Origin of the sequence: Rothia sp. P100 (assembly GCF_023712425.1) — a bacterium.
Lineage (GTDB): Bacteria > Actinomycetota > Actinomycetes > Actinomycetales > Micrococcaceae > Rothia > Rothia endophytica.
In genome coordinates this window covers 406,778-427,261 of record NZ_JAMAYG010000001.1, presented here as the reverse complement: position 1 = coordinate 427,261, position 20,484 = coordinate 406,778, and the positions used below count along the sequence as shown (strand labels likewise).

The 20,484-nt window shown below is 56.9% G+C and carries 22 protein-coding genes and 1 riboswitch; of the genes, 17 read left to right on the top strand and 5 right to left on the bottom strand.

All coding sequences use genetic code 11. The features are described from left to right. Nucleotides 1-49 precede the first annotated feature (49 nt). Nucleotides 50-997, top strand: a complete 948-nt coding sequence (locus M3668_RS01970; protein ID WP_251379153.1) for a DMT family transporter — start codon at nt 50-52, stop codon at nt 995-997. Nucleotides 998-1,074: 77 nt separating this feature from the next. On the opposite strand, the gene M3668_RS01965 is transcribed toward M3668_RS01970, so the two are convergent. Further along, nucleotides 1,075-2,148 (bottom strand): lipoate--protein ligase family protein, encoded by a 1,074-nt coding sequence (locus M3668_RS01965; RefSeq protein WP_251379152.1) that lies wholly within the window; start codon nt 2,146-2,148, stop codon nt 1,075-1,077. A gap of 146 nt (nt 2,149-2,294) precedes the next feature. Here M3668_RS01965 and tpx point away from each other — a divergent pair, with 146 nt between their 5' ends. After that, complete coding sequence (tpx, locus tag M3668_RS01960) at nt 2,295-2,789, top strand: thiol peroxidase (RefSeq protein WP_251379151.1); 495 nt, start codon at nt 2,295-2,297, stop codon at nt 2,787-2,789. A 62-nt stretch (nt 2,790-2,851) separates the two neighbouring features. On the opposite strand, the gene M3668_RS01955 is transcribed toward tpx, so the two are convergent. Further along, nucleotides 2,852-3,178, bottom strand: coding sequence for a branched-chain amino acid transporter permease (locus M3668_RS01955; protein ID WP_251379150.1), 327 nt, complete (start codon nt 3,176-3,178; stop codon nt 2,852-2,854). Beyond that, the gene (locus M3668_RS01950; protein ID WP_251379149.1) at nt 3,171-4,004 is read right to left on the bottom strand and encodes an AzlC family ABC transporter permease; all 834 of its coding nucleotides are present in this window, start codon (nt 4,002-4,004) and stop codon (nt 3,171-3,173) included. Before M3668_RS01950 ends, M3668_RS01955 begins: the two co-directional genes overlap by 8 nt. Nucleotides 4,005-4,086: 82 nt before the next feature. Between M3668_RS01950 and M3668_RS01945 the strand changes: the two genes are divergently transcribed. From M3668_RS01945 to M3668_RS01920, 6 genes are all read left to right on the top strand, one after another. Further along, the gene (locus M3668_RS01945) at nt 4,087-4,524 is read left to right on the top strand and encodes an Lrp/AsnC family transcriptional regulator (protein ID WP_251379148.1); all 438 of its coding nucleotides are present in this window, start codon (nt 4,087-4,089) and stop codon (nt 4,522-4,524) included. A gap of 92 nt (nt 4,525-4,616) precedes the next feature. Then, complete coding sequence (locus M3668_RS01940; RefSeq protein ID WP_251379147.1) at nt 4,617-5,060, top strand: OsmC family protein; 444 nt, start codon at nt 4,617-4,619, stop codon at nt 5,058-5,060. Nucleotides 5,061-5,322: 262 nt separating this feature from the next. Further along, complete coding sequence (locus M3668_RS01935; protein ID WP_251379146.1) at nt 5,323-6,807, top strand: amino acid permease; 1,485 nt, start codon at nt 5,323-5,325, stop codon at nt 6,805-6,807. 177 nt (nt 6,808-6,984) lie between these two features. Continuing rightward, complete coding sequence (locus M3668_RS01930) at nt 6,985-7,602, top strand: thymidine kinase (protein WP_251379145.1); 618 nt, start codon at nt 6,985-6,987, stop codon at nt 7,600-7,602. Nucleotides 7,603-7,667: 65 nt separating this feature from the next. Further along, a riboswitch (SAM riboswitch) is annotated at nt 7,668-7,785 on the top strand. 16 nt (nt 7,786-7,801) lie between these two features. Beyond that, nucleotides 7,802-8,224, top strand: coding sequence for a hypothetical protein (locus tag M3668_RS01925; protein WP_251379144.1), 423 nt, complete (start codon nt 7,802-7,804; stop codon nt 8,222-8,224). 161 nt (nt 8,225-8,385) lie between these two features. Further along, nucleotides 8,386-9,000, top strand: a complete 615-nt coding sequence (locus M3668_RS01920) for a hypothetical protein (RefSeq protein WP_251379143.1) — start codon at nt 8,386-8,388, stop codon at nt 8,998-9,000. A 66-nt stretch (nt 9,001-9,066) separates the two neighbouring features. Here M3668_RS01920 and M3668_RS01915 read toward each other — a convergent pair whose 3' ends face one another. Beyond that, the gene (locus M3668_RS01915) at nt 9,067-11,286 is read right to left on the bottom strand and encodes an NADP-dependent isocitrate dehydrogenase (protein WP_251379142.1); all 2,220 of its coding nucleotides are present in this window, start codon (nt 11,284-11,286) and stop codon (nt 9,067-9,069) included. A 182-nt stretch (nt 11,287-11,468) separates the two neighbouring features. Here M3668_RS01915 and M3668_RS01910 point away from each other — a divergent pair, with 182 nt between their 5' ends. From M3668_RS01910 to M3668_RS01900, 3 genes are all read left to right on the top strand, one after another. Then, nucleotides 11,469-12,428, top strand: coding sequence for a TIGR00730 family Rossman fold protein (locus tag M3668_RS01910; protein ID WP_251379141.1), 960 nt, complete (start codon nt 11,469-11,471; stop codon nt 12,426-12,428). A gap of 152 nt (nt 12,429-12,580) precedes the next feature. Next, nucleotides 12,581-13,468, top strand: a complete 888-nt coding sequence (locus M3668_RS01905; RefSeq protein WP_251379140.1) for a VOC family protein — start codon at nt 12,581-12,583, stop codon at nt 13,466-13,468. A 52-nt stretch (nt 13,469-13,520) separates the two neighbouring features. Beyond that, entirely contained in the window at nt 13,521-15,521 is a 2,001-nt protein-coding gene (locus tag M3668_RS01900; protein ID WP_251379139.1) for an alpha/beta hydrolase family protein, read from the top strand. On the opposite strand, the gene M3668_RS01895 is transcribed toward M3668_RS01900, so the two are convergent. After that, nucleotides 15,518-15,943, bottom strand: a complete 426-nt coding sequence (locus M3668_RS01895; protein WP_251379138.1) for a hypothetical protein — start codon at nt 15,941-15,943, stop codon at nt 15,518-15,520. The two genes, M3668_RS01900 and M3668_RS01895, sit on opposite strands and share 4 nt — an antisense overlap. 50 nt (nt 15,944-15,993) lie before the next feature. On the opposite strand from M3668_RS01895, the gene M3668_RS01890 reads away from it, so the two are divergent. From M3668_RS01890 to M3668_RS01865, 6 genes are all read left to right on the top strand, one after another. Beyond that, complete coding sequence (locus tag M3668_RS01890) at nt 15,994-16,668, top strand: pyroglutamyl-peptidase I (protein ID WP_251379137.1); 675 nt, start codon at nt 15,994-15,996, stop codon at nt 16,666-16,668. 34 nt (nt 16,669-16,702) lie between these two features. After that, on the top strand, nt 16,703-17,017 hold the full coding sequence (locus M3668_RS01885) for an aromatic amino acid lyase (RefSeq protein ID WP_353055961.1): 315 nt from the start codon (nt 16,703-16,705) through the stop codon (nt 17,015-17,017). 76 nt (nt 17,018-17,093) lie between these two features. Beyond that, complete coding sequence (locus M3668_RS01880) at nt 17,094-18,155, top strand: ABC transporter ATP-binding protein (RefSeq protein ID WP_251379135.1); 1,062 nt, start codon at nt 17,094-17,096, stop codon at nt 18,153-18,155. Then, nucleotides 18,152-18,826: an ABC transporter permease gene (locus M3668_RS01875; protein ID WP_251379134.1), complete on the top strand. Its 675-nt coding sequence runs from the start codon at nt 18,152-18,154 to the stop codon at nt 18,824-18,826. The genes M3668_RS01880 and M3668_RS01875 overlap by 4 nt, the downstream gene beginning before the upstream one ends. Then, nucleotides 18,823-19,482 (top strand): ABC transporter permease, encoded by a 660-nt coding sequence (locus tag M3668_RS01870; RefSeq protein ID WP_251379133.1) that lies wholly within the window; start codon nt 18,823-18,825, stop codon nt 19,480-19,482. Before M3668_RS01875 ends, M3668_RS01870 begins: the two co-directional genes overlap by 4 nt. A 9-nt stretch (nt 19,483-19,491) precedes the next feature. Next, on the top strand, nt 19,492-20,427 hold the full coding sequence (locus M3668_RS01865; RefSeq protein WP_251379132.1) for an ABC transporter substrate-binding protein: 936 nt from the start codon (nt 19,492-19,494) through the stop codon (nt 20,425-20,427). Nucleotides 20,428-20,484: the final 57 nt, after the last annotated feature.

Below are 20,484 nucleotides of genomic sequence, written 5' to 3'. Positions count from 1 at the left end.
CAAGAGTAAAATGCTAAACGTCCTCTAGACCTAGAAAGTTGACTACCGCATGTTCGCTTTGCCCCTCATGATTCTGGGTGGGGCTTTGCTTCCCATTCAAACCACCTTTAATTCCAGGTTGCGGGAGTCTGTAGGTTCCCCTTTCCTCTCATCTTTGGCGTCCTTCATCGGTGGTACGCTCTTCCTGCTCTTTCTCTCCACGGTTGTTGAGGGCCACTTCTGGTTTTCCCCGGAGGACGTGAGCGGACAACCCTTTTGGATTTGGACCGGCGGCCTGCTGGGCGTCATCGGTCTTACCACCAATATCTTTATCTTTCCCAAATTGGGCGGGGTGCAGTCCGTCATCCTGCCCATCACCGGGCAAATCCTCATGGGCCTCATCATCGACCAGTTCGGTCTCTTTCACGCACCTCAGACCTCCCTGACCCCCTTCAGAAGTATCGGGGCTGCTCTGGTTTTGACTGGTGTGTTCGCTGCTGTTTTGCTAGGACGCCGCGCCAAGGCACCGGCTAGTGGTACGCAGCAACAGGGAGCGACCTCACCTGGCAGTCAGCTGGGGTGGCAGGCTTTGGCTATTTTCTCGGGTTTTCTCATGGCCATGCAGTCACCCATCAACGCGAGTCTGGGCACCCTCATCGGTTCCGGGCTGAAGGCTGCTCTCGTTTCTTTTACAGTAGGCACCTTGGTATTACTGTTCATTGCCTTGGCGCTCCGCCTCAAATTTAGAGTGAGGGTGCCAGGCGGTAAAACTGCCAATCCGCTTTGGATGTGGGTAGGCGGCCCGCTAGGCGCCATCTTCGTCACCTTTAACGCCCTTTTCGTGCCCATTCTCGGTGCAGGCTCTACCATTATGGCCGCATTGACCGGCATGGTGACTGCCTCACTCATCGTTGATAAGTTCGGAATCTTCGAGGCTCCCCGTCGCCCTGTGACCGTCCTGCAGGCTGCCGGTATCGCGGTTATGCTGGCCGGTGTTGCACTCATTCGCCTCACCTAACGTACTGCGGGTGAAGTTCCCAGCAGGTGGAAGGACGCCGCCGCAGCCCCTGCTCAGAGATAAACGCTGAAGACCTACTAGGGCACGCGGTGAGTCCATTCTTTGGTGGCGAACTTTTCATCGACCAGTTTCTGGGTAGCAGCCATATCGGCATCGGTGAGCTCACCCAGGCTGGCACCGTACCTGCCGGTGAAAGTATTAATCATGGTCTGCACGATTTCTTCACGGCTGGCGCCTGTCTGACGGCGCAGGGGATCAACTCGCTTCTTGGCGGAACGGATACCCTTATCCACAATCTTTGCCTGCCCGATACGCAGGACTTCCAGCATTTTATCGGCGTCAATGTCATAGCTCATGGTGACATGGTGCAGCAGACCGCGGGTGTTGCGTTTCTGTGCAGCACCGCCAATCTTGCCTGCTTCTGAGGTGATGTCGTTAATGGGCTTGTACCACGCTTTCACACCCAGCTCTGCCAGTGCAGCCAGCACCCACTGATCCAAGAACTCATAGGACTTCTCATAGGACAGCCCTGCCACCAGCTCCTTGGGTGCGTAGATGGAATAGGTGACGCAGTTGCCGCCCTCCATAAACATTGCACCGCCACCAGAAATACGGCGTACCACCTGCACATCGTGCTCAGCCACACCTTCAGGCCACAGCTCATTGGTGTAGGACTGGAAGGAGCCAATCACCGTGGCACGGTCCTCCCAATCCCAGAACCGCACAATAGGCCCGCGCCGCCCAGACAGTACCTCTTCAAGTAGATACTCATCCAGGGCAACGTTCATCGCAGTGGGCAGAACGCCGGGGCGCAGAATGGTCCAGTCGTAGTCTGTAAATTCCTTGGCACCAGCCAGAGTACGGCGCACAATAAAAGCGATGTCTTCTACAGTAAAGCCGTGTAAAGATAAATCATCGTCAAACTGCACAAGAGCTGAGTAAATGCGGGTGACCAGGGCATCGGCGTCCTCATGCACCGACGCTCCTACCAAAGCAGGTGCAAGTTCAAAGAAAGCCTCCTCCGGCTCAATAAAGAAATCACCTGAAACCTTAGCGCTGGTGAGAACCTGCCCATCGGTCTCAAAATCAACCACCACCAACTTACCGTTCACCACCTTGCGCTCGCCGTGGTAGCTCTGCTTTTCTGACATATTGACTCTGCCCTTTCTTCTGGCGTTAGTCGTATTTTATTCTCCAGCAATGAGCGCCTACAAGGGTCGAGGCTCAGGTAGCAGTGAGAGTAAGCGTAGAGCCAAATACCTTGCCAGAAGTAGGTAATCAGAGACACAATAAACCTATGGCTACAACTAAATTTCAAGGCACCGACGTCCAGACCGTAGGCGAACTGCCTGCCGTCGGCTCACAGGCCCCCAACTTCACCCTGGTCACCACAGGTCTCGAAAACACCACCGGCGCAGACTTTGAGGGCAAAAACCTTGTTCTCAACATCTTCCCCTCGATTGACACCGGTGTGTGCGCCGCATCAGTGCGCAAGTTCAATGAAGAAGCTGCCAAGCTTGAGAACACCGCTGTGCTCTGCGTATCCAAGGACTTACCCTTCGCCCTGGATCGTTTCTGCGGTGCTGAAGGCATCGAGAACGTCGTCTCAGCGTCCGCCTTCCGCGATAGCTTCGGCGAAGACTTCGGCGTGACCATGACCGATGGCCCTCTAGCAGGCCTCCTGGCACGCTCCGTGGTTGTCCTCAATTCCGCTGGTGAAGTGATCTACACCCAGCTGGTCGATGAAATCACCACCGAACCTGACTACGAAGCAGCACTCGCAGTCCTCTAATGCTCCATAAAAAACTGGCCCTCGCTACTGCAAGCGGGGGCCAGGTGTCTTTAAGCAGGCTGTTAGAAAACCCAGTTAGAAAGGATTACGCAGACCGCGGTGCCAGCCACCAGGCTCAGGGCCAGGTTTCCGCGCCACAGGTGCAGACCGGCAGTGGTCACTGAACCGGCCAGATAGGGGATAGCGGTGTCGGCTGAGGAGTAGTCGATGCTAACCAGTACGTAAAAACCCAGACAAATAATTGCACCCATAGGCACCCACTGCGAGAGATTCTCTACCAGTGCGTTGCCTTTCAGCGCGCTCTTGATACCGAAGGGAATCAGGCGCAGAGCAAAGGTGATGCCGGCAGCCAGAAAAATTGCCGTCAGAATGTAGCCGGTATTAGGCATACTGACTCTCCTGGGTAGAGTTCTTGCAGGCGCCCTGACGGCCTTGCACAAGATGGCGCAGAATCAAGAAGCACACCAGGGCTAGCAGGGCAACCAAGAGCATGGACTGCGGGTAGAGAATAATAGCGGTGATGGACGCCGCGGCAGCCAGCGAAGCGGTGACATGATCCTTGACAGCGCGGTAAGCGTCGATGGAAAGAATGATGAACATGCCGGTCATGACGAAGTCCACGCCTGCTAGGTTGCTCAGGAAAGCTGCGCCTACGAAGTAGCCCAGGGTGGAGCCACCCCACCAGCTGACCCAGAGGAGTATCGAAACGGTCAGGATTCTACCCTGGCGGTAATTCTTAGAGCCCGGCCCTGTATTTACTGCATAGGCCTCATCGCAGAGCATGTAAACAGCTAGCGCCTTGGCGAAGCCGCCCCGCACATTCTGTAGCGGGTAGCTGATGCCGTAGACCAGGTGCCGGGCGTTCATAATTAGGGTGGTGGATGCAATGAGCGATAGGGGAGCGGCGGCCGCGATCATGCCTACCAACAAGAATTCAACAGATCCGGCGAAAACCACGGCAGACAGCACGGGGGCAACCCACCAGGCTAACCCGTAGGATGACACCAGCACACCCAAACCCATACCCATCACCACAAAGCCAAGGCACATGAAACCGGCAACGCGCAAGCCCTCGCGGAAGCCGCTCTCACCAGGCAAAGTATGCACATGCTCGCCAGAAATTACGGGCAGTGCCCCGGTCGCTGTAGCGGGGCTGGTGACCTCGCTGGTTGTCACAAACGGCAGTGAAGCGGTGGTGGTTCTTTCCTGGTACATAAGAAACAAGTCTAGATAAAAAGCCCCGCAAAGTGTTTGCTTTTTATTGCTAAAAAGCAGCTCTTATAGCAAGATAAAGCACATGGACAACCTTGATAGCGCAATTATTGAAGAGCTTACCGCTAATGGTCGGCTCACCAACCAGGAACTTGCTGCTCGGGTAGGGCTAACAGCTGCCCCCTGTCTGCGCCGGGTGCGTCGGCTAGAAGAAGCTGGAATTATTGCTGGCTATACGGCCCGCATCAACCATGCCCTGCTCGATGAAGGCTTTGAGGTGCTGGTCTTCGTAGATCTTTCACGCAACGACCTGCCCAGCGTAGAAGCCTTTGAGAGCACCGTCCTTGCCGATCCAGCTGTCATCGAATTCCGCCGCATGTTCGGTCTGCCCGACTACTACATCAAGGTACGCGTGAAAGACTCAGAAGCCTATGAGCGCTGGTACAGCGCGCTCGCCTCTCAGCACGAGTACATCTCCCGCATCGATTCGCGGATCACCATGAAGCTACTCAAAGCGCCCTAACCGCCCAAGCCTTGACAGCGCACGGAATAAGTAGCTAGCACCGCACGTTTTTATAAAAAGACCTCTTACTCCATTCGTATAAGGAGAACACCATGGCAGAAAATGCCCGCACTGAAGACCCTAACTACCGCGCTGTGCCCGTTGAGCGCATTAGTAAAAAGCACTACCGAGCCACCGGTGCTAACGGGGCTACCTTAGATTTTGGCCAGGGGGAGGGGATGCTGACTCCGGTCGAGCTACTGCTTGCTGCAATCGCTGGTTGCTCCGCTGTGGACGTCGATGTGGTGACTTCCCGAAAGGTGGAGCCCGAGACTTTTGAGGTGCTGTCCTCTGCCATCAAGCAAAATGAGGACGGCGCTGTTCGGCTTGATGATATTGAGGTGAGCTTCAAGGTAGCCTTCCCCGCCGGTGCTGAGGGTGAGAAGGCGCAGAAGATGGTGGATCGTCTGATTAAACTCTCGGCCGAGAAGGATTGCACCGTCAGCCGCACTGTAGAGCACGCCACCAAGGTTACTTTTATCAACGAGAACGCCTAGGTCAACCCGGGCGCATTTGTAGCCCGCTCTTCGTCGTCTCAACCGCGCCGCCCTGCGCTCCAGCCCCCATGTTCGCTGGAGTGCAGGGCGGCTCTTTTCTGCCCTCTAGGCTGGATATCACGCGCTGTTTAGGGGTCAAATGGACGCTGCGGTGGTAATCTAAAGTTTGTCTTATGCCCCATTAGCAAAACTGTTGGGGTAAGTTCTTGGGTCCTGGATGTAATCCTCCAGCCTCCTAACTACCGAAAGTAGCACGCACCTTATGTCTACTGATGCAGTTCCCACCCCGGTTGGTGAGAATAAAGAAGAGCTGAAGCGGGGCCTGCGCAGCCGTCACCTCTCCATGATTGCTATTGGCGGCGCTATTGGCACCGGCCTCTTTGTCGCTTCAGGTTCCACCATCGCAACCGCTGGTCCCGGCGGTGCTCTGCTCGCCTACTCGCTCATCGGCATCATGGTGCTGCTCCTCATGCAGTCCCTGGGCGAAATGGCAGCCAACCTGCCCGTAGCAGGCTCCTTCCAGACCTTCGCTTCACGCTACGTCTCAGAGTCCTTTGGCTTCGCTATGGGGTGGAACTACTGGTTCAACTGGGCCATTACCGTTGCCGCAGAACTGGTCGCTGCCGGCGTCATTATGTCCTACTGGCTCCCCGGCGTCCCCGGCTGGATCTGGGCGGGTCTCTTCCTCTTCATCATCTTGGGCATCAACATTCTTTCAGCGCGTGCTTACGGCGAATCAGAATACTGGTTGGCCGCCATCAAGGTGCTCACCGTCATCGTCTTCCTCATTGCAGGTATCCTCATGATTTTTGGAATCCTGGGCAACCACGAGGCGGGCTTTGGTAACTGGACCGACGGCGAAGCACCCTTCAAGGGCGGTTTCATCTCCATCCTGGCCATCTTCATGGTCGCGGGCTTCTCCTTCCAAGGCACCGAAATGATCGGTGTTGCTGCTGGCGAATCAGAAAACCCCCGCCGCGACGTCCCCCGTGCCCTCAAGAGCGTCTTCTGGCGCATCATGCTCTTCTACATTGGTGCTATCGCGGTGATCGGTACCCTGATTCCTTACACCAACCCCAACCTCTTGCGCGCTGATGAAACCGACATAGCCTACTCGCCCTTCACTATGGTCTTCGATAACCTGGGTATCGCGCTCGCAGCTTCCGTCATGAACGCGGTCATTCTGACCGCTATCCTCTCTGCCGGTAACTCAGGCCTCTACGTCTCATCGCGTATGCTCTACTCTCTGGCCGTTGAAGGCAAAGCACCCAAAATCTTCATGCGCGTCAACAAGCGCGGCATCCCCATGCCCGCCCTGCTGATGACCGCAGCTATCGGTCTCTTCGGCTTCGTCACCGCCCTTGTAGGCCAGGGTGCCGCTTACACCTGGCTGATTAACATCTCCGGCCTCTCCGGGTTCATCACCTGGGTGGGCATCGCTATCTGCCACTACCGCTTCCGACGCGCCTACGTCGCCCAGGGCTTCGATGTGAAAGACCTGCCGTACAAGGCACCGCTCTTCCCTATTGGGCCCATCGTTGCGCTGCTCATGTGCCTCTTGGTAATTGGCGGCCAGAACTACAACGCCATCTTTGAGGGCCACTGGTTTGAGGTTGTCTCAGCCTACATTGGTGTGCCCATCATCATCGGCGTCTACCTGGTCCACAAGATGGTCAGCGGCTCAAAGACCATTCCCCTCAATCAGGTGGATGTCTCTGGCATCGAGGTAGAACCCGTCAAGGGCTAACTTCAAACTGAACGGTGGCGGGGCGGGCGGGCTCTCGCCGGCTACAAGCACGTCCACTCCGCCACCACTGCACCAGCATGGCTCACCTTTCGCTCGCGAGGGGGAGCAGCCATGCTGGTGTTTTTGTTTGCGGGTAGACTGGTGCCGTTTGATTTTTCTGGTGAAGGGGTAGCGCACGTGGCTAAGCTGTATTTCCGTTTTGGGGCGATGAACTCGGGCAAGTCTACGGCCCTGCTGCAGGCTGCCTACAACTACGAGGAGCGGGGCCAGCGCGTCCTGCTAGCTAAGCCCCGTGTGGATACCAAGGGTGATGCCCTCATTGTTTCTCGCCTGGGCGTGACCCGCCATGCTGACTTCCTCATTGGCCCTGAGGACTCAGCTAAGGACCTCTTTCATGCCGCTGCTGAAGTAGCTGAAGACCCTGACCGGATGCATTGGCATCTGCCCGTCTCCTGTCTGCTAGTGGACGAGGCACAGTTCTTGACCTCAGAACAAATCGATGACCTGATGCGTATTGCCGTGCTGGAGGACATCCCAGTACTTGCTTACGGCATCCGCACCGACTTTCGTACTCACGCCTTCCCCGGTTCTGCCCGCCTGCTTGAAATTGCCCACACTCTTGAAGAACTTAAGACTATTTGCCGGTGCGGCCGGAAAGCTCTCTTTAACGGGCGGACGCTGGACGGAAAGTTCATCTTCGACGGCGACCAGGTGGCCATCGACGGCGTGCACGTGGGCTACGAGTCCCTGTGTGCTACCTGTTACCTAGAAGAATCTGGCGGGGTGCTGAGCTAGGCATCCATTATTTTTCTGCAGGACGCTTGCGCTGTTTTATAAAGCTCTGTTAAGGTAGTAATCACGATTCAGAAGCCCAACGCTAAGCCCTTTGACTTGTTGGCTGGCAACCGCCTTTCGCAGACGGTGCCTTCAAAGGAAAATCGGTCACCCGGCTCAAATGATCCGGTGAAAGTAGCGATTATTTTAGGAGGCCCTCATGGGTCAGCTTTCTTTTTCTTCTTCCAATGCCGATGCAGAAACCAGCAAAGAATCTGTTGGTACCCGCTGTATTCTTCACACTGCCGGTCACGGAATTGTGCCTGCTGTTGGTATGAACGCTTCAAATATGGTGTGGGAGAAAGCCACTGTTACTGCTCATCGTGGCACCCGGTTGCGGCTGCAAACAGCGGATGGTGCATCTTACTTCTGGCACCACGACCCGCAGCGCGTGGCTTACCTGTGCGCTCCTGAAGCCGGTGATAACCCTGATAGCGAGACTGATGGGGAGGCGGCTTCAACGGAGCTGCTGTGGAATTCCACCTATAAACTTTTGGGCAGGCGTTTCGATCATGGTTTCGCACTGGCCCATCTTTCGGATAAACCGCTAGATGGCTGCGAACTAGCGTCCTCTCTTTCCTAGGAATCTTTCTTAGGAAAAGATAGATCAATATAAGGGGTGGTGGGCCAGGCTTTCTGGCCCACCACCCCTCTATTTTTTTTGGGGACTAATGGATAGTTTTAGTGAGGTGTGTGGAGGCTATGTGCTGTTAGCCTGGAATCACTATCGAGAAAGGAAAGACAATGAAGTCTTATACTGGACTGACACTTCTGGCTGCCACCGTTCTCTTGGCCGGGTGCGGCTCATCTGGCACAGGAACAGCAGATAATGAAAGGGTAACCCCACCTGCTTCGTCAGCTGCTGCAGCAAGTCCCTCGGCACCTACGCCGAGCCCGATGCCTTCGGTCTCTAACTCACATGATGCCCAGGCTGATCTAGTTGAGGTGGCTACTACTTTCCCGGTGGGTACGGAGGTGGCGGCCGATGAGAAAATAGGTATCTTGGTCAGCCCAACCGGCAATATTGGGTGTGACATCTGGGCGGTGGAGGGTTTCGCCCGGTGCGGCGTGAAGTCCTACTATGATGAGGCGAAGTACCCGACCGATGATATTACCGGCCCTGCCTGGGTCTTTGCGTTAGATGATGAGCTGGATGAGGTATCGCTGAATTCGCGTGGTGATGCCATGTTCTTCATGATGGGGGAGCATGAGGGTAGCGCCCCGCAGGTTGTTGAGTACGGTACGACTGCTACGTACGGTTCAATTCAATGCCGCTCTGAGGAGGAGGCGATGACCTGTACCAACACTAAAACCGGTCACGGTGTAACCATGAGCCGTGAAGGCTATTCAACCTTTTAGAGCCACTAATAAAAAAGCTGGTGACCTCCCTGAGTGGGAAGGTCACCAGCCTTTTTTATAATCTACTTACTTGAGCTTAGTCAGCTCACCGTTCAAGGTAGCACTCGGGCGCATTACCTTATCTGCCAGCTCGTCGGAGGGCTTGTAGTAGCCGCCCAGGTCCACGGGCTTACCCTGAACCTCCAGCAGCTCAGCCACAATAGCCTCTTCCTTCTCGCCCAGACCCTCAGCTAGCGGTGCAAAAGCCTCAGCCAGCTCGGTGTCCTCGGTCTGAGCAGCCAACTCCTCAGCCCAGAACTTAGTCAGATAGAAGTGTGAACCGCGGTTATCAATCTCGCCCACCTTACGTGACGGTGACTTGTTCTCGTTCAAGAAAGTGCCGGTCGCAGCGTCCAGAGTGTTCGCCAGAACCTGCGCACGCGCATTATCAGTAGTCTTTGCCAAGTGCTCGAAAGAAGCCGCCAGTGCCAGGAACTCACCCAGTGAATCCCAACGCAGGTGGTTTTCCTCCACCAACTGCTGAACGTGCTTGGGCGCAGAACCGCCAGCGCCAGTCTCAAACAGACCGCCACCGTTAATCAGCGGAACAATGGAGAGCATCTTCGCGCTGGTGCCTAGTTCGAGGATGGGGAAGAGGTCGGTCAGGTAGTCACGCAGAACGTTACCGGTCACCGAGATGGTGTCCTCACCCTTGCGGATGCGGTCAATGGAGAACTGAGTGGCAGCCTCGGGTGCCAGGATGCGGATGTCCAGCCCCTCGGTGTCATAGTCGTCCAGGTACTTGTTGACCTTAGCAATCAGGTTTGCATCGTGTGCGCGCTTCTCGTCCAGCCAGAAAACGGCGGGGGTCTGAGAATCGCGGGCACGGGAGACAGCTAGCTTGACCCAGTCCTGAACGGGGATGTCCTTGGTCTGGCAGGCGCGCCAAATGTCGCCAGCCTTCACGTCGTGTTCGATGAGCACATCGCCGTTGGATGCAACAATCTGCACCTTACCGGCTGCATCTAGCTGGAAGGTCTTATCGTGTGAGCCGTACTCCTCAGCCTTCTGAGCCATCAAACCAACGTTGGGCACGGTGCCCATGGTGACGGGGTCAAAGGCGCCGTTCTTACGGCAGTCGTCAATAACGGTCTGGTAAACACCGGAGTAGCAGGAATCAGGCAGGACAGCCAGGGTGTCAGCCTGCTGGCCCTCCTTGCCCCACATCTGACCCGAGGTGCGGATCATCGCGGGCATCGAAGCGTCCACAATGACATCTGAGGGGACGTGCAGGTTGGTGATGCCCTTATCTGAGTTGACGTACGCCAGCTCGGGGCCTTCTGCCAGGCCTTTCTCAATGAGGTCTCGGACCTCCTGCTGGATGTCGGCGGGCAGGGTCTCGATGCCGCTAATGATTGCTGCTAGGCCGTTGTTACCGTTGAGACCGGCCTCGTCCAGCTGCTTGCCGTACTTATCGAAGAGCTCGGAGAAGTAGGCGCGTACCACGCGGCCAAAGAGGATGGGGTCAGAAACCTTCATCATGGTTGCCTTGAGGTGCACGGAGAAGAGCACGCCCTCAGCCTTGGCGCGGACGATCTGCTCAGCCAGGAAGGCATCCAGCTTGGCGACGTCCATGAAAGTGCCGTCAATGATTTCGCCATCCAAAACGGGCAGAGATTCCTTGAGAACGGTTACGGTGCCGTCTTCTGCCACGTGCTGAATCTTCAGAGTGTCATCACCAGAGATAACCACTGACTTTTCGTTGCTGAAGAAGTCGTTCTGACCCATAGTGGCCACGTTGGTCTTGGACTCTGCGCTCCACGCACCCATGGAGTGAGGGTTCTTGCGCGCGTAGTTCTTGACCGATAGGGGAGCGCGGCGGTCAGAGTTACCCTCACGTAGCACGGGGTTAACTGCTGAACCCTTGACGCGGTCGTAGCGAGCGCGGACGTCCTTCTGCTCCTCGGTCTCAGCTTCATCAGGGTAGTCGGGGATGCCGTAACCCTGTGCCTGAAGCTCAGCAATAGCTGCCTTGAGCTGGGGCACGGACGCCGAGATGTTGGGTAGCTTGATGATGTTAGCTTCGGGGGTCTTAGCGAGTTCGCCCAGTTCGGTCAGCGCATCTGCAACCTGCTGGTCAGCGGGCAGAATGTCGCTGAACTGTGCCAAAATGCGGCCGGACAGCGAAATGTCGCGGGTCTCAACCTCAATACCGGCGGTAGCAGCGAAAGTCTCAACGATGGGCTTGAACGAGTAGGTGGCCAGCAGCGGCGCTTCGTCGGTGTGGGTGTAGATAATCTTTGCCATAGGGTGGTCTCCCTTGATCAGTTTTTAGGCAGGTACTGTTATTCAGAATACTATCTTGTGCCAACCCTCACATAATTTTACGAAGCGATAAGTCTATGTGTTGAGAAGAGCTGAATTAGCTCTGCCGCAGGGCGCTTGTGGGGTGAGCTGGCTTGGCCCTTCTGGCCGGTACTCTAGAAAGCATGTCTGTTATCCGTGTTTCAGCAGTAGTTTTTGTTAATGACGATATGGAGGTGCTGACCGTGCGCAAACGGGGCACCACCGGTTTTATGTTGCCCGGGGGTAAACCGGAACCGGGGGAAAGCTTTGCAGAGACAGCCGTGCGTGAAGTCTATGAGGAGTTGGGGTTGAGGATTTCTGTTCCCGGACTGCAGGAGATCGGCGTCTTTACCCAGCCCGCCCTCAACGAACCCGGAATGATGGTTGAAGCTCATGTCTATCTGGCGCCCATCGTTGATACCAGCTGGGGTAAGGTGCACCCGCAGGCTGAAATTGAGCAGATCCGCTGGGTTCACCCCGTTGCAGGAAACCTAGAACACCAGGCGCCGCTCAACACCGAGGCGGTCTTTCCTGCCCTGGTCGAGCAGTTTGAGGACTTCGATGTGCAGAAATCCCTGACCGTCTTTATGGGCTCGTCCATGGGAAATAACCCTGTCTTCTCGGTTGAAGCAAACCGGCTGGGGCTTGAAGCTGCCCGGCGCAGCGTCAGGTTGGTGTACGGCGGTGCGCAGATTGGTCTAATGGGGCAGATGGCAGGCGCTGCTCTCTCCGCGGGAGGCCACGTTCTAGGTGTCATTCCCGAATTCATGGTTCCTCTAGAAAAAGCGCATAAGAACCTCACCGAGCTAGTGGTCGTGGAAACCATGCACGAGCGCAAGGCTCGTATGGCAGAGGAAGGGGATGCTTTCGTTGCTCTGCCCGGTGGCCCCGGAACCCTTGAAGAATTTTTTGAAACCTGGACCTGGTACTACCTCAACCAGCATAATAAGCCTCTCTATCTGCTGAATGTGGGCGGTTACTGGAACCCGCTGATTGAGGCGCTCGAATCGATGGCGGACGCTGGCTTTGTGGATAGCCGCTATTTTGAGGCCTTAACGGTGGTGCAGGACGTGGATCAGCTGTTTGCGGAGCTGGGCTGGTAGCGGCAGCCTGGGGTGTCACTATAGAGGTGAGTTCGACTAAGAGAAATAAACTTTCTTGGGGGCTGTCCTTTTCTCTAGGGTGAGGGGTTGACGGGTGCCCCTTTCTAGGAAATACTTTACAAGTAAAGTAAATATTTTCGAAAGGCCCCGCCATGACTGCAGCCTCGCATGGAACTAACTTTCTGCCAGCAAATACCACCATGGGCACTGTCCGCCTGCGCGTCAAAGATCTAAAAGCTGTCTATGACTACTACACCCGTGGCGTGGGTTTAGTTGAACTGACTTCTGACCTGCCCGGCGTCCACCTAGGGTTGGGTAATCAGGTGTTGGTGACCCTTGAGCATGACCCTTCCCTGCGCGCCCCCGCCCGCACCGAAGCCGGCCTCTTCCACGTCGCAATTCTCTTTGACACCCCGCAGGATCTCGCTAGGTCACTCATTCGAGGCTTGACCTCCTACCGCAACCGATATGTAGGTTCAGGCGACCATCTGGTTTCCCAGGCTTTCTATTTTGCTGATCCAGAGGGCAACGGAGTTGAACTCTACATTGACCGCCCGCGCGACCAATGGCAGTGGTCTAACGGTGAGGTTTCTATGGACACTCTCCATATTGACCCCGTTGAATTTATTCGCCAACACTTGACCGATGAGCAGATCGCCTTGGCGGCAGAGACCCCAGCAGACTACGCAGGCACCGTGGGCCACGTGCACCTACAGGTGGGTGATGTGGCTACTGCTCAACAGTTCTATGTTGATGCCCTGGGCTTTGAGCGCACTGCCGGTTTGGGTAACGCCGCGGTTTTTGTCTCTGCTGGCGGCTACCACCACCACATGGCCATGAATGTCTGGAATTCCCTGGGTGCCAGCCCTCGCCAAAACACGCTGGGTCTAGGAGTGGTGAATCTTCACCTGCCGGGGGAGGGAGCGCTCGATGCGCTGGCTGACCGCCTGAAATACAAGGGCATTGCTACCACTTTTGATGGGCAATCGCTGAACTTCATGGACCCTTGGAATAATCAGCTGCGCGCTCACTCTGCCTGATGCGTAGCCGGTGACATTGAGGCCAGTGTCACTAGCGGGTAACTTGGTAGGCATGACAGAAACACCGCACAACACCGATTACCTGACCCAACTGATTGAACACCCCCGCATGGTCTCCCTGACCGCAGGCCGCGAGGGTAACCCTGTGCTGACCATCAACACCCTTAACAAGGACGGCGCCACGTATCGCCCCCGTCTCTGGGCACTGGAAAAGCACACTGGTCACAGTGGGCGCCCCTACCCGCTGACCGCACCCGACTCCGGGGCCAGCGTCCTCACCGTTACCGATGAAGGGACGCTCTACCTGAGCCTGGGCAAAGACGTGGACGAGGCCGACTCCGAGAGCCTCAAGGGAGTCTACCGGCTGCCTGAGCAGGGCGAACCTGAACTGGTCTTTACGTACCCCGGCGGTATCGACTCTCTAGTGGTGCGCGAGCGCGAGCAGGGAACCCGCTATATCTTTAGCGCCAAAGCCCACCGCGGTAGCTTGGAAGAACAGGCATCAACCCTGGACTCACGGAAGAAAACCGGCACCAGCGGGGTGCTCTACACCGAGTTCCCCACCCGCTACTGGGATCATGACTTGGGCACCGGCGTCCCCGCCCTCTTCGTCAAAGACGGGGACGGCGAACCTCGGCGCATAGAACTACCTGGCGGCACGCGCGCTCAACTCAGTGGCTTCACTGTTTGCCCCACCGGCAAACTGGTGGCAGTCAGCGTGGAAACCAAAGAACGCGGTATTTACCAGCGCTCCAGCGTCTGGCTACTAGACCTCGACGGCGGCAAGGAGCCCCAGCAGATTGCGGCAGCAGACGGCACCCATGACTACGACCCCGGGAGCTTCAACCCCGGCGGTACTGGGCTAGAAATTTTGAAGGTACGCCGCTGGAAACCGGGCCAGTCCATTAAGCTCAACGCTCACTACTATGACCTAACCAGCGCGAATCTCACCGAGTTGTCCAGCGATCTGGACCGCTGGTCCTCTAACCTGGTCTGGCTAACGGATACCGACTACGCCTTCGTCACCGATCACCTGGGGGCAACCGCTATCTTTACCGGTAGTATCGGCGGCAGCGAAACCCGCGCTCTGGTTGATGATGGCGCCAGCTACTTCTCCCATCTTGCCTATAACAGGGGGCAACTGGTGGCTCTGAAAAATAGTCACCAGCACTCTGCCTACCCGGTCAGTATTGACCCTGCCACCGGTGAGGTCACCCGCTTGGCCGCTCCCGCGCAGGAACTACGCGCTCCCGGGCGTCTGGAGCGTCTCACCAGTACCGCTGAGGATGGCACCCAGCTGACCAGCTTCCTTGCACTGCCAGAAAGCAGCGATGAAAAGAGTGACCCGCTGCCCCTGCTAGTCTTTGCTCACGGTGGGCCTTGGGGCTCCTGGAACTCCTGGAGCTACCGCTGGAACCCCTGGTACTTTACCCAGACTGGATACGCCGTGTTGATGCCAGACCCGGCAATCTCCACTGGCTACGGCCAACAGATGATTGACCGCGGTGGGGACGATTTGGGGGGCACCCCCTACCGGGACATCCTGCAGGTAATCGAAGAGGTAGCTGACCGCCCCGATATTCAGGGCGATAACGTTGCCTTCTCTGGCGGATCCTACGGTGGGTTTATGACTAACTGGGTGGCCGGGCAGGCTGGCACCCGCTTCAAGTGCTACGTCACCCACGCGTCCATCTGGGATTACCAGGCTATGTACTTTGTCTCTGATAACGGTGCCTGGCACGAGTGGAAACTCAGCGAAGGTGGGGAAGGCGATAGTATCTCACCGCGCCAGTTCGCTGCCAACATTGCTGCGCCCATGCTAGTCATTCACGGCGATAAAGACTACCGTGTGCCCATCGGCCAGGCCCACCACCTCTGGGCTGACCTGCAGCACCACTCACCCGAGCTGGGGCACAAGTACCTCTACTTCCCGGACGAAGGCCACTGGATTCTCAAGCCGGGCAACTCCCGTCTCTGGTATCAGGTCTTTGGCGCCTGGTTGGCGCAACACCTGGGTGGCCAGGAGTTCCAAGCACCTGAACTATTGGGCTAAAGCCCTTCTTTTGCTTTGCGCCGGCGTTTAACCAGCGAGACCGTCGGCGCAATGTTGATTGCTAACCACAAGGGGTTAGTAATGACAAAAAGCATAAAGAGCGTGCGCACCAGTGAGGACGCATCAGCAGGGATCACGAAATAGTTCAGAAGCAGAGTGGTACCGATATAGAGCACGGTGCCTACCACCACGTAAATCATGGCCCAGCGAAACTCAGAAGCGGACGCCGTGCCACGGTCATTCCAGTAATGGCGGTAAAAAAGCCGAACAGCGCGCCCAAAACCTACCTCTTCAGCAACGGCAGGCGCGCGGCGCTCGTCGGCCAGCTCGTCCTCAGTGAAACCGCCTGCGGCAAGAGCATCGGGGGTATCGTCACTCAGGGTCTCATAGACGAAGCTGGGGGTAGGATTTTTCTCAGACATACTCACCAGCCTACCCAAACCAGCCCCATAAATCATACGGAAAGATAGAGATGGCCACGCTACTGCTCACCTATTTCGGTGCCTTTGAAGGGGTACCCTACAATCCCACCCGGGTAGTTGCCCGCCGGGCTGCTGACCTGCTTGCCGTCAGCGCCCCAGATTTAACGGTGCACCTCAAGGAGCTCCCGGTTGAATTTGCCGGTTCTAGCCGGGCGCTCAGCGAAGCCTTAGATGCATATGAGCCCGATATCGCTATCAGCCTCGGTGTGGCGGCTGGGCGGGAGAAGGTCAGCCTAGAACGAGTGGCTATCAATCTAGATGCAGCGCGCATCGCCGATAACGCGGGTGCCCAGCTCAACGATACTCCTATCCATCTGGATGAGCCGGACGCCTACTTTTCTGCTCTGCCCACCCGCACCATTTATGAGGAATTGAACAGAACCGGGCTGCCGGTAGAGCTGTCCTACACAGCCGGGACTTTCGTCTGCAACCACGTCTTCTACGAATTGATGCACGCTACCCAGGGCAGTATTCCAGCTGGCTTCATCCATATTCCGCTCTCTCACCCAAATCATGCACCAGAAACCCTGAAGCAGGACGCCGGCGAGCCCATCCGTGCTCACGCTGATACTGGTGGGGTAGAAAGCGGCGAGCTGCCCACTCTCGCCGAGGGGCAACTCGCTGGCATCATTGAGCAGTCAGTGCTCATTACCGCAAGGGCGTGATGCGACTAGCTCTTAACCGCCCCGGTCTCGTACTATAAACCGACCATGGGGTATCAACTCGGGAATGACCCTATTACATACCACGGCGGCTGCTTTAGTCCCCGAGATGCAGGTGCTCGCTCATCCCGTCTCTACTTTGTCCTTGCCTGGCAAGGGCGGGCAGGAAGACTATAACACCTTAGCAATGGCTTCTATTTATAATCTTGGATCCAATATCGGCAGGTTCGACACCCTACTTGCTATTTTGCTGTTACTCTCAGCCCAAGGCATCTATCTCCTTGATGGGCCCCTGGCCGGATTATTGATGGGGGCAGGGGCCGAAGGCAAAGAAGAGAACTATGTCATCTAAAAAACTTCAGAATGTTACCAGCCCACAGATCCATCCAACTGACCCTCAACCTTTACCAACCGATAAGGCGGCTTTCATGCCTATACCCCCCGCTATCGAATTCAAGAACGTCACCAAGACCTATGGTGAGAACACCGTGGTCGATGATCTCAGCCTGAGCGTCCCTGCAGGAAAAATTACCGTTTTCGTGGGGCCGTCAGGCTGCGGTAAAACTACCTCCCTACGCATGATTAATCGCATGGTGGAGCACACCAGAGGCGAGATTCTGGTAGACGGTCAGCCCAATACTGGACGCCCCGCGCACGAACTGCGGCGGTCTATCGGCTACGTGCTGCAGCAGGCCGGTCTGATGCCCCACCGCACCATCGTCGATAACATCGCTACCGTTCCCGTGCTCAAAGGGGTCTCTACCAAAGAAGCTCGTGCCCAGGCACTAGAGCTATTGGAGAGGGTGGGGCTGGACCGATCCTTCGCGAAACGCTACCCCGCCCAACTATCGGGCGGTCAGGCCCAGCGTGTGGGAGTGGCCCGAGCCCTGGCCTCCGGATCTTCAATTTTGCTGATGGACGAGCCCTTCAGCGCCGTTGACCCGGTAGTGCGCAGCGACCTACAAAATGAGCTGCTGCGTCTGCAACGTGAGCTGGGGGTGACCATCATCTTTGTTACCCACGATATCGACGAGGCCATCACCCTGGGTGACCAGCTAGCAGTTTTTGCTCGCGGCGGGCGTATTGCCCAGTTCGGCACCCCCGAAGAAATCCTGCGTCAGCCTGCCGATGATTTCGTAGCCTCATTCGTGGGCCGCGACCGTGGCATGCGCCGCCTGACGTTTGCCTCAGCATCCGATGTCACCATTCACCCCCTTCAAGCTCTAGAGACCCCCTGGCAGAACTGGCAACTGAAGGTTGAGGACGGTAAACCTGCTGGCTGGCTCGTGGACGGGCGGTTGATCCCGGGAGGTTCCCTCTACCGCGAAGGAGCTAGCCTGCGCGATGCCCTAGATTCGGTGCTGTCTTCACCTTCAGGTTGGGGCGTTGCCGTGGATAATGAGGGCAAGCTGCTGGGCCTGCTCAAATCCGATGACGTTCTGGACGCCACGGAAACCGAACGCCAGCGTCGTTACGGAGTGGGCGCGTGAACTGGCTGTCTTCTAACCTCGACTATGTTGCGCAGTTAGCAGCTCTCCATGTATTGCAAGCCCTCATCCCGCTGGTGGCTGGCACACTGATTGCCCTGCCTTTGGCCCGTCTGGCGGTAGGACGCCGCCGCGACGGCCGTTCCACAGAACTGAGCACCACCGCCGGTAAGGTGCGCAGGGCTACGGTTATTAACTCTGCTGCCCTGCTCTATACCATCCCTTCGCTGGCACTCTTTGTACTCATGCCCCTCATCCTGGGCACCTCGATTACCTCCCTGCTCAACGTTTACGTGGCGCTTTCACTCTACGTGCTGGCCATGATGGTGCGCAGCTCCGTTGACGCCTTCGAATCCGTCTCACCCATCACCTTAGAAGCCGCCACAGCGATGGGCTACACCCCGGTCAGGCGTTTCTGGATGGTTGAACTGCCTCTGGCTATCCCCGTCATGGTCGCCGGTCTGCGGGTGGCTCTGGTCTCTAATATCTCCATGGTATCGGTGGGTGCCGTTATTGGCATTCAGTCCCTGGGCACCCTCTTCACCGACGGTTTGCGCCGCAACATTCCCGCTGAAATTATTGTGGGCATCGTTGGCACCGTCCTGCTCGCCCTCGTCCTAGACCGAGTGCTGGCAGCCCTGGGCGCCTGGAATACTCGCTGGAGGAAAGCATGAATATCTTTGAAAGCACCGCAGCCTGGTTTACTGCTGAGGGCGCCTGGGCAGGTGCCGGCGGTATCATCCAACGCACCACAGAGCACCTGGGCTACTCTGCGCTGGTGCTCCTCATTGCAGCCCTCATCGCTTTTCCGCTGGGTCTCTTAGTAGGTCACACCGGTAAAGGCGAAAACCTGGTGGTTGCACTCACCGGTGCCCTGCGTGCCCTGCCCACCCTGGGTCTTCTGACCCTGTTTGCTCTGTGGCTGGGGTTGGGGCTCACCGCTCCCATCGCAGCGCTCGTCATTCTTGCCATCTCACCTCTACTGGCAGGGGTTTACGCCGGAATTGCAGCAGTAGATCCAATCACCGTGGACGCCGCTCGTGCCCAGGGAATGACCGAATGGCAGATCTTGAGTCGGGTAGAAATTCCCCTGGCCCTGCCCCTCATCTTCGGCGGAATCCGTAACGCCGCTTTACAGGTGATTGCTACCGTCACCATCGTTGCCTATATCAACCTGGGTGGTCTGGGTCGTTTCCTCATTGACGGGTTAGCCGTGCGCGACTACTCCCGTATGGTGGGCGCGGTTCTTCTGGTCGCCGCCCTCGCCCTGCTGGTAGATCTTCTGCTCGCAGGTCTACAACGCCTCACGACTCCCGCCGGAACATCCTAGGACACCCTCATGAATATTTCTTTGAACACCACCTCCCTGAACCGACGCCGGTTCCTTGGCGTCCTGGGCATCGGGGCAAGCGTGAGCGCCCTGAGCGCCTGCGGCATCTCCGGGGAAACAGCCTTCGGCACCGGTACCCAGGGCGGGCCCATCATCGTTGGGTCAGCCGACTTTCCCGAATCCCAAATCATCGCTGAAATCTACGCGGCGGCACTCAATCAGCGGGGCATATCAGCTGAAACCCACCCCGCTATAGGCGCCCGTGAAGCCTACATCGGTGCCCTGCAAGAAGGGTCGGTGGGCGTGGTCCCTGACTACTCCGGTAACCTGCTGCTCTACTTCGATGCCCAAAGCACCGCGGTCACCGCTGAAGAGATTATTGCTGCCCTGCCCCAAGCACTGGGTGAGACCTTATCCGCTCTGAAACCCTCAACCGCGGAGAACAAAGACTCCATGGTAATTACCTCCCAGACCGCGCAGAAGTTGGGCCTGCGTAGCCTGGATAACTTATCAGAACACAACCGTCAACTGGTGCTAGGTGCACCCCCAGAATTCGCAGAGCGAGGCTATGGACTGCCCGGCCTAGAAAAAAACTACGGTTTCACCCCGCAATCTTTTGAGCCCATCAACGATGGTGGCGGCCCCCTGACCGTCAAGGCACTGCTGGATGACCAGGTACAGATCGCTGATCTCTTCTCCACCGACCCAGCCATCATCGCCAACGACCTGGTAGTGCTAGAAGACCCCAAGAACAACTTCCTGCCCCAGCAGGTACTGCCAGTCATCAACGGTGAGCTTGTCTCATACGCCGCAGCGCAGGTGCTGAACGAGGTCTCAGCGGCGCTCACCACCGAGGATTTGATCGCGCTCAACACCCGTGTTTCTGGCGAAGAAAAGGCTAACCCTGCCACCGCCGCCCAGGATTGGGTTGGCGAAAAGCTCTAGACACGCACTGCTAGACAAAAGGTGCCCGGTTCATAAGAACCGGGCACCTTTTTAGTT

Excerpts from the sequence above, each read along its gene's own strand:
- M3668_RS01895 (WP_251379138.1), bottom strand. The coding sequence starts at position 15,943 with ATGTCTGAGAAAAATCCTACCCCCAGCTTCGTCTATGAGACCCTGAGT.
- M3668_RS01965 (WP_251379152.1), bottom strand. The coding sequence starts at position 2,148 with ATGTCAGAAAAGCAGAGCTACCACGGCGAGCGCAAGGTGGTGAACGGT.
- M3668_RS01970 (WP_251379153.1), top strand. The coding sequence starts at position 50 with ATGTTCGCTTTGCCCCTCATGATTCTGGGTGGGGCTTTGCTTCCCATT.
- M3668_RS01935 (WP_251379146.1), top strand. The coding sequence starts at position 5,323 with ATGTCTACTGATGCAGTTCCCACCCCGGTTGGTGAGAATAAAGAAGAG.
- M3668_RS01880 (WP_251379135.1), top strand. The coding sequence starts at position 17,094 with ATGCCTATACCCCCCGCTATCGAATTCAAGAACGTCACCAAGACCTAT.
- M3668_RS01955 (WP_251379150.1), bottom strand. The coding sequence starts at position 3,178 with ATGCCTAATACCGGCTACATTCTGACGGCAATTTTTCTGGCTGCCGGC.
- M3668_RS01865 (WP_251379132.1), top strand. The coding sequence starts at position 19,492 with ATGAATATTTCTTTGAACACCACCTCCCTGAACCGACGCCGGTTCCTT.
- M3668_RS01925 (WP_251379144.1), top strand. The coding sequence starts at position 7,802 with ATGGGTCAGCTTTCTTTTTCTTCTTCCAATGCCGATGCAGAAACCAGC.
- M3668_RS01900 (WP_251379139.1), top strand. The coding sequence starts at position 13,521 with ATGACAGAAACACCGCACAACACCGATTACCTGACCCAACTGATTGAA.
- M3668_RS01950 (WP_251379149.1), bottom strand. The coding sequence starts at position 4,004 with ATGTACCAGGAAAGAACCACCACCGCTTCACTGCCGTTTGTGACAACC.
- M3668_RS01915 (WP_251379142.1), bottom strand. The coding sequence starts at position 11,286 with ATGGCAAAGATTATCTACACCCACACCGACGAAGCGCCGCTGCTGGCC.
- M3668_RS01940 (WP_251379147.1), top strand. The coding sequence starts at position 4,617 with ATGGCAGAAAATGCCCGCACTGAAGACCCTAACTACCGCGCTGTGCCC.
- M3668_RS01945 (WP_251379148.1), top strand. The coding sequence starts at position 4,087 with ATGGACAACCTTGATAGCGCAATTATTGAAGAGCTTACCGCTAATGGT.
- M3668_RS01870 (WP_251379133.1), top strand. The coding sequence starts at position 18,823 with ATGAATATCTTTGAAAGCACCGCAGCCTGGTTTACTGCTGAGGGCGCC.
- M3668_RS01890 (WP_251379137.1), top strand. The coding sequence starts at position 15,994 with ATGGCCACGCTACTGCTCACCTATTTCGGTGCCTTTGAAGGGGTACCC.
- M3668_RS01920 (WP_251379143.1), top strand. The coding sequence starts at position 8,386 with ATGAAGTCTTATACTGGACTGACACTTCTGGCTGCCACCGTTCTCTTG.
- M3668_RS01910 (WP_251379141.1), top strand. The coding sequence starts at position 11,469 with ATGTCTGTTATCCGTGTTTCAGCAGTAGTTTTTGTTAATGACGATATG.
- tpx (WP_251379151.1), top strand. The coding sequence starts at position 2,295 with ATGGCTACAACTAAATTTCAAGGCACCGACGTCCAGACCGTAGGCGAA.
- M3668_RS01905 (WP_251379140.1), top strand. The coding sequence starts at position 12,581 with ATGACTGCAGCCTCGCATGGAACTAACTTTCTGCCAGCAAATACCACC.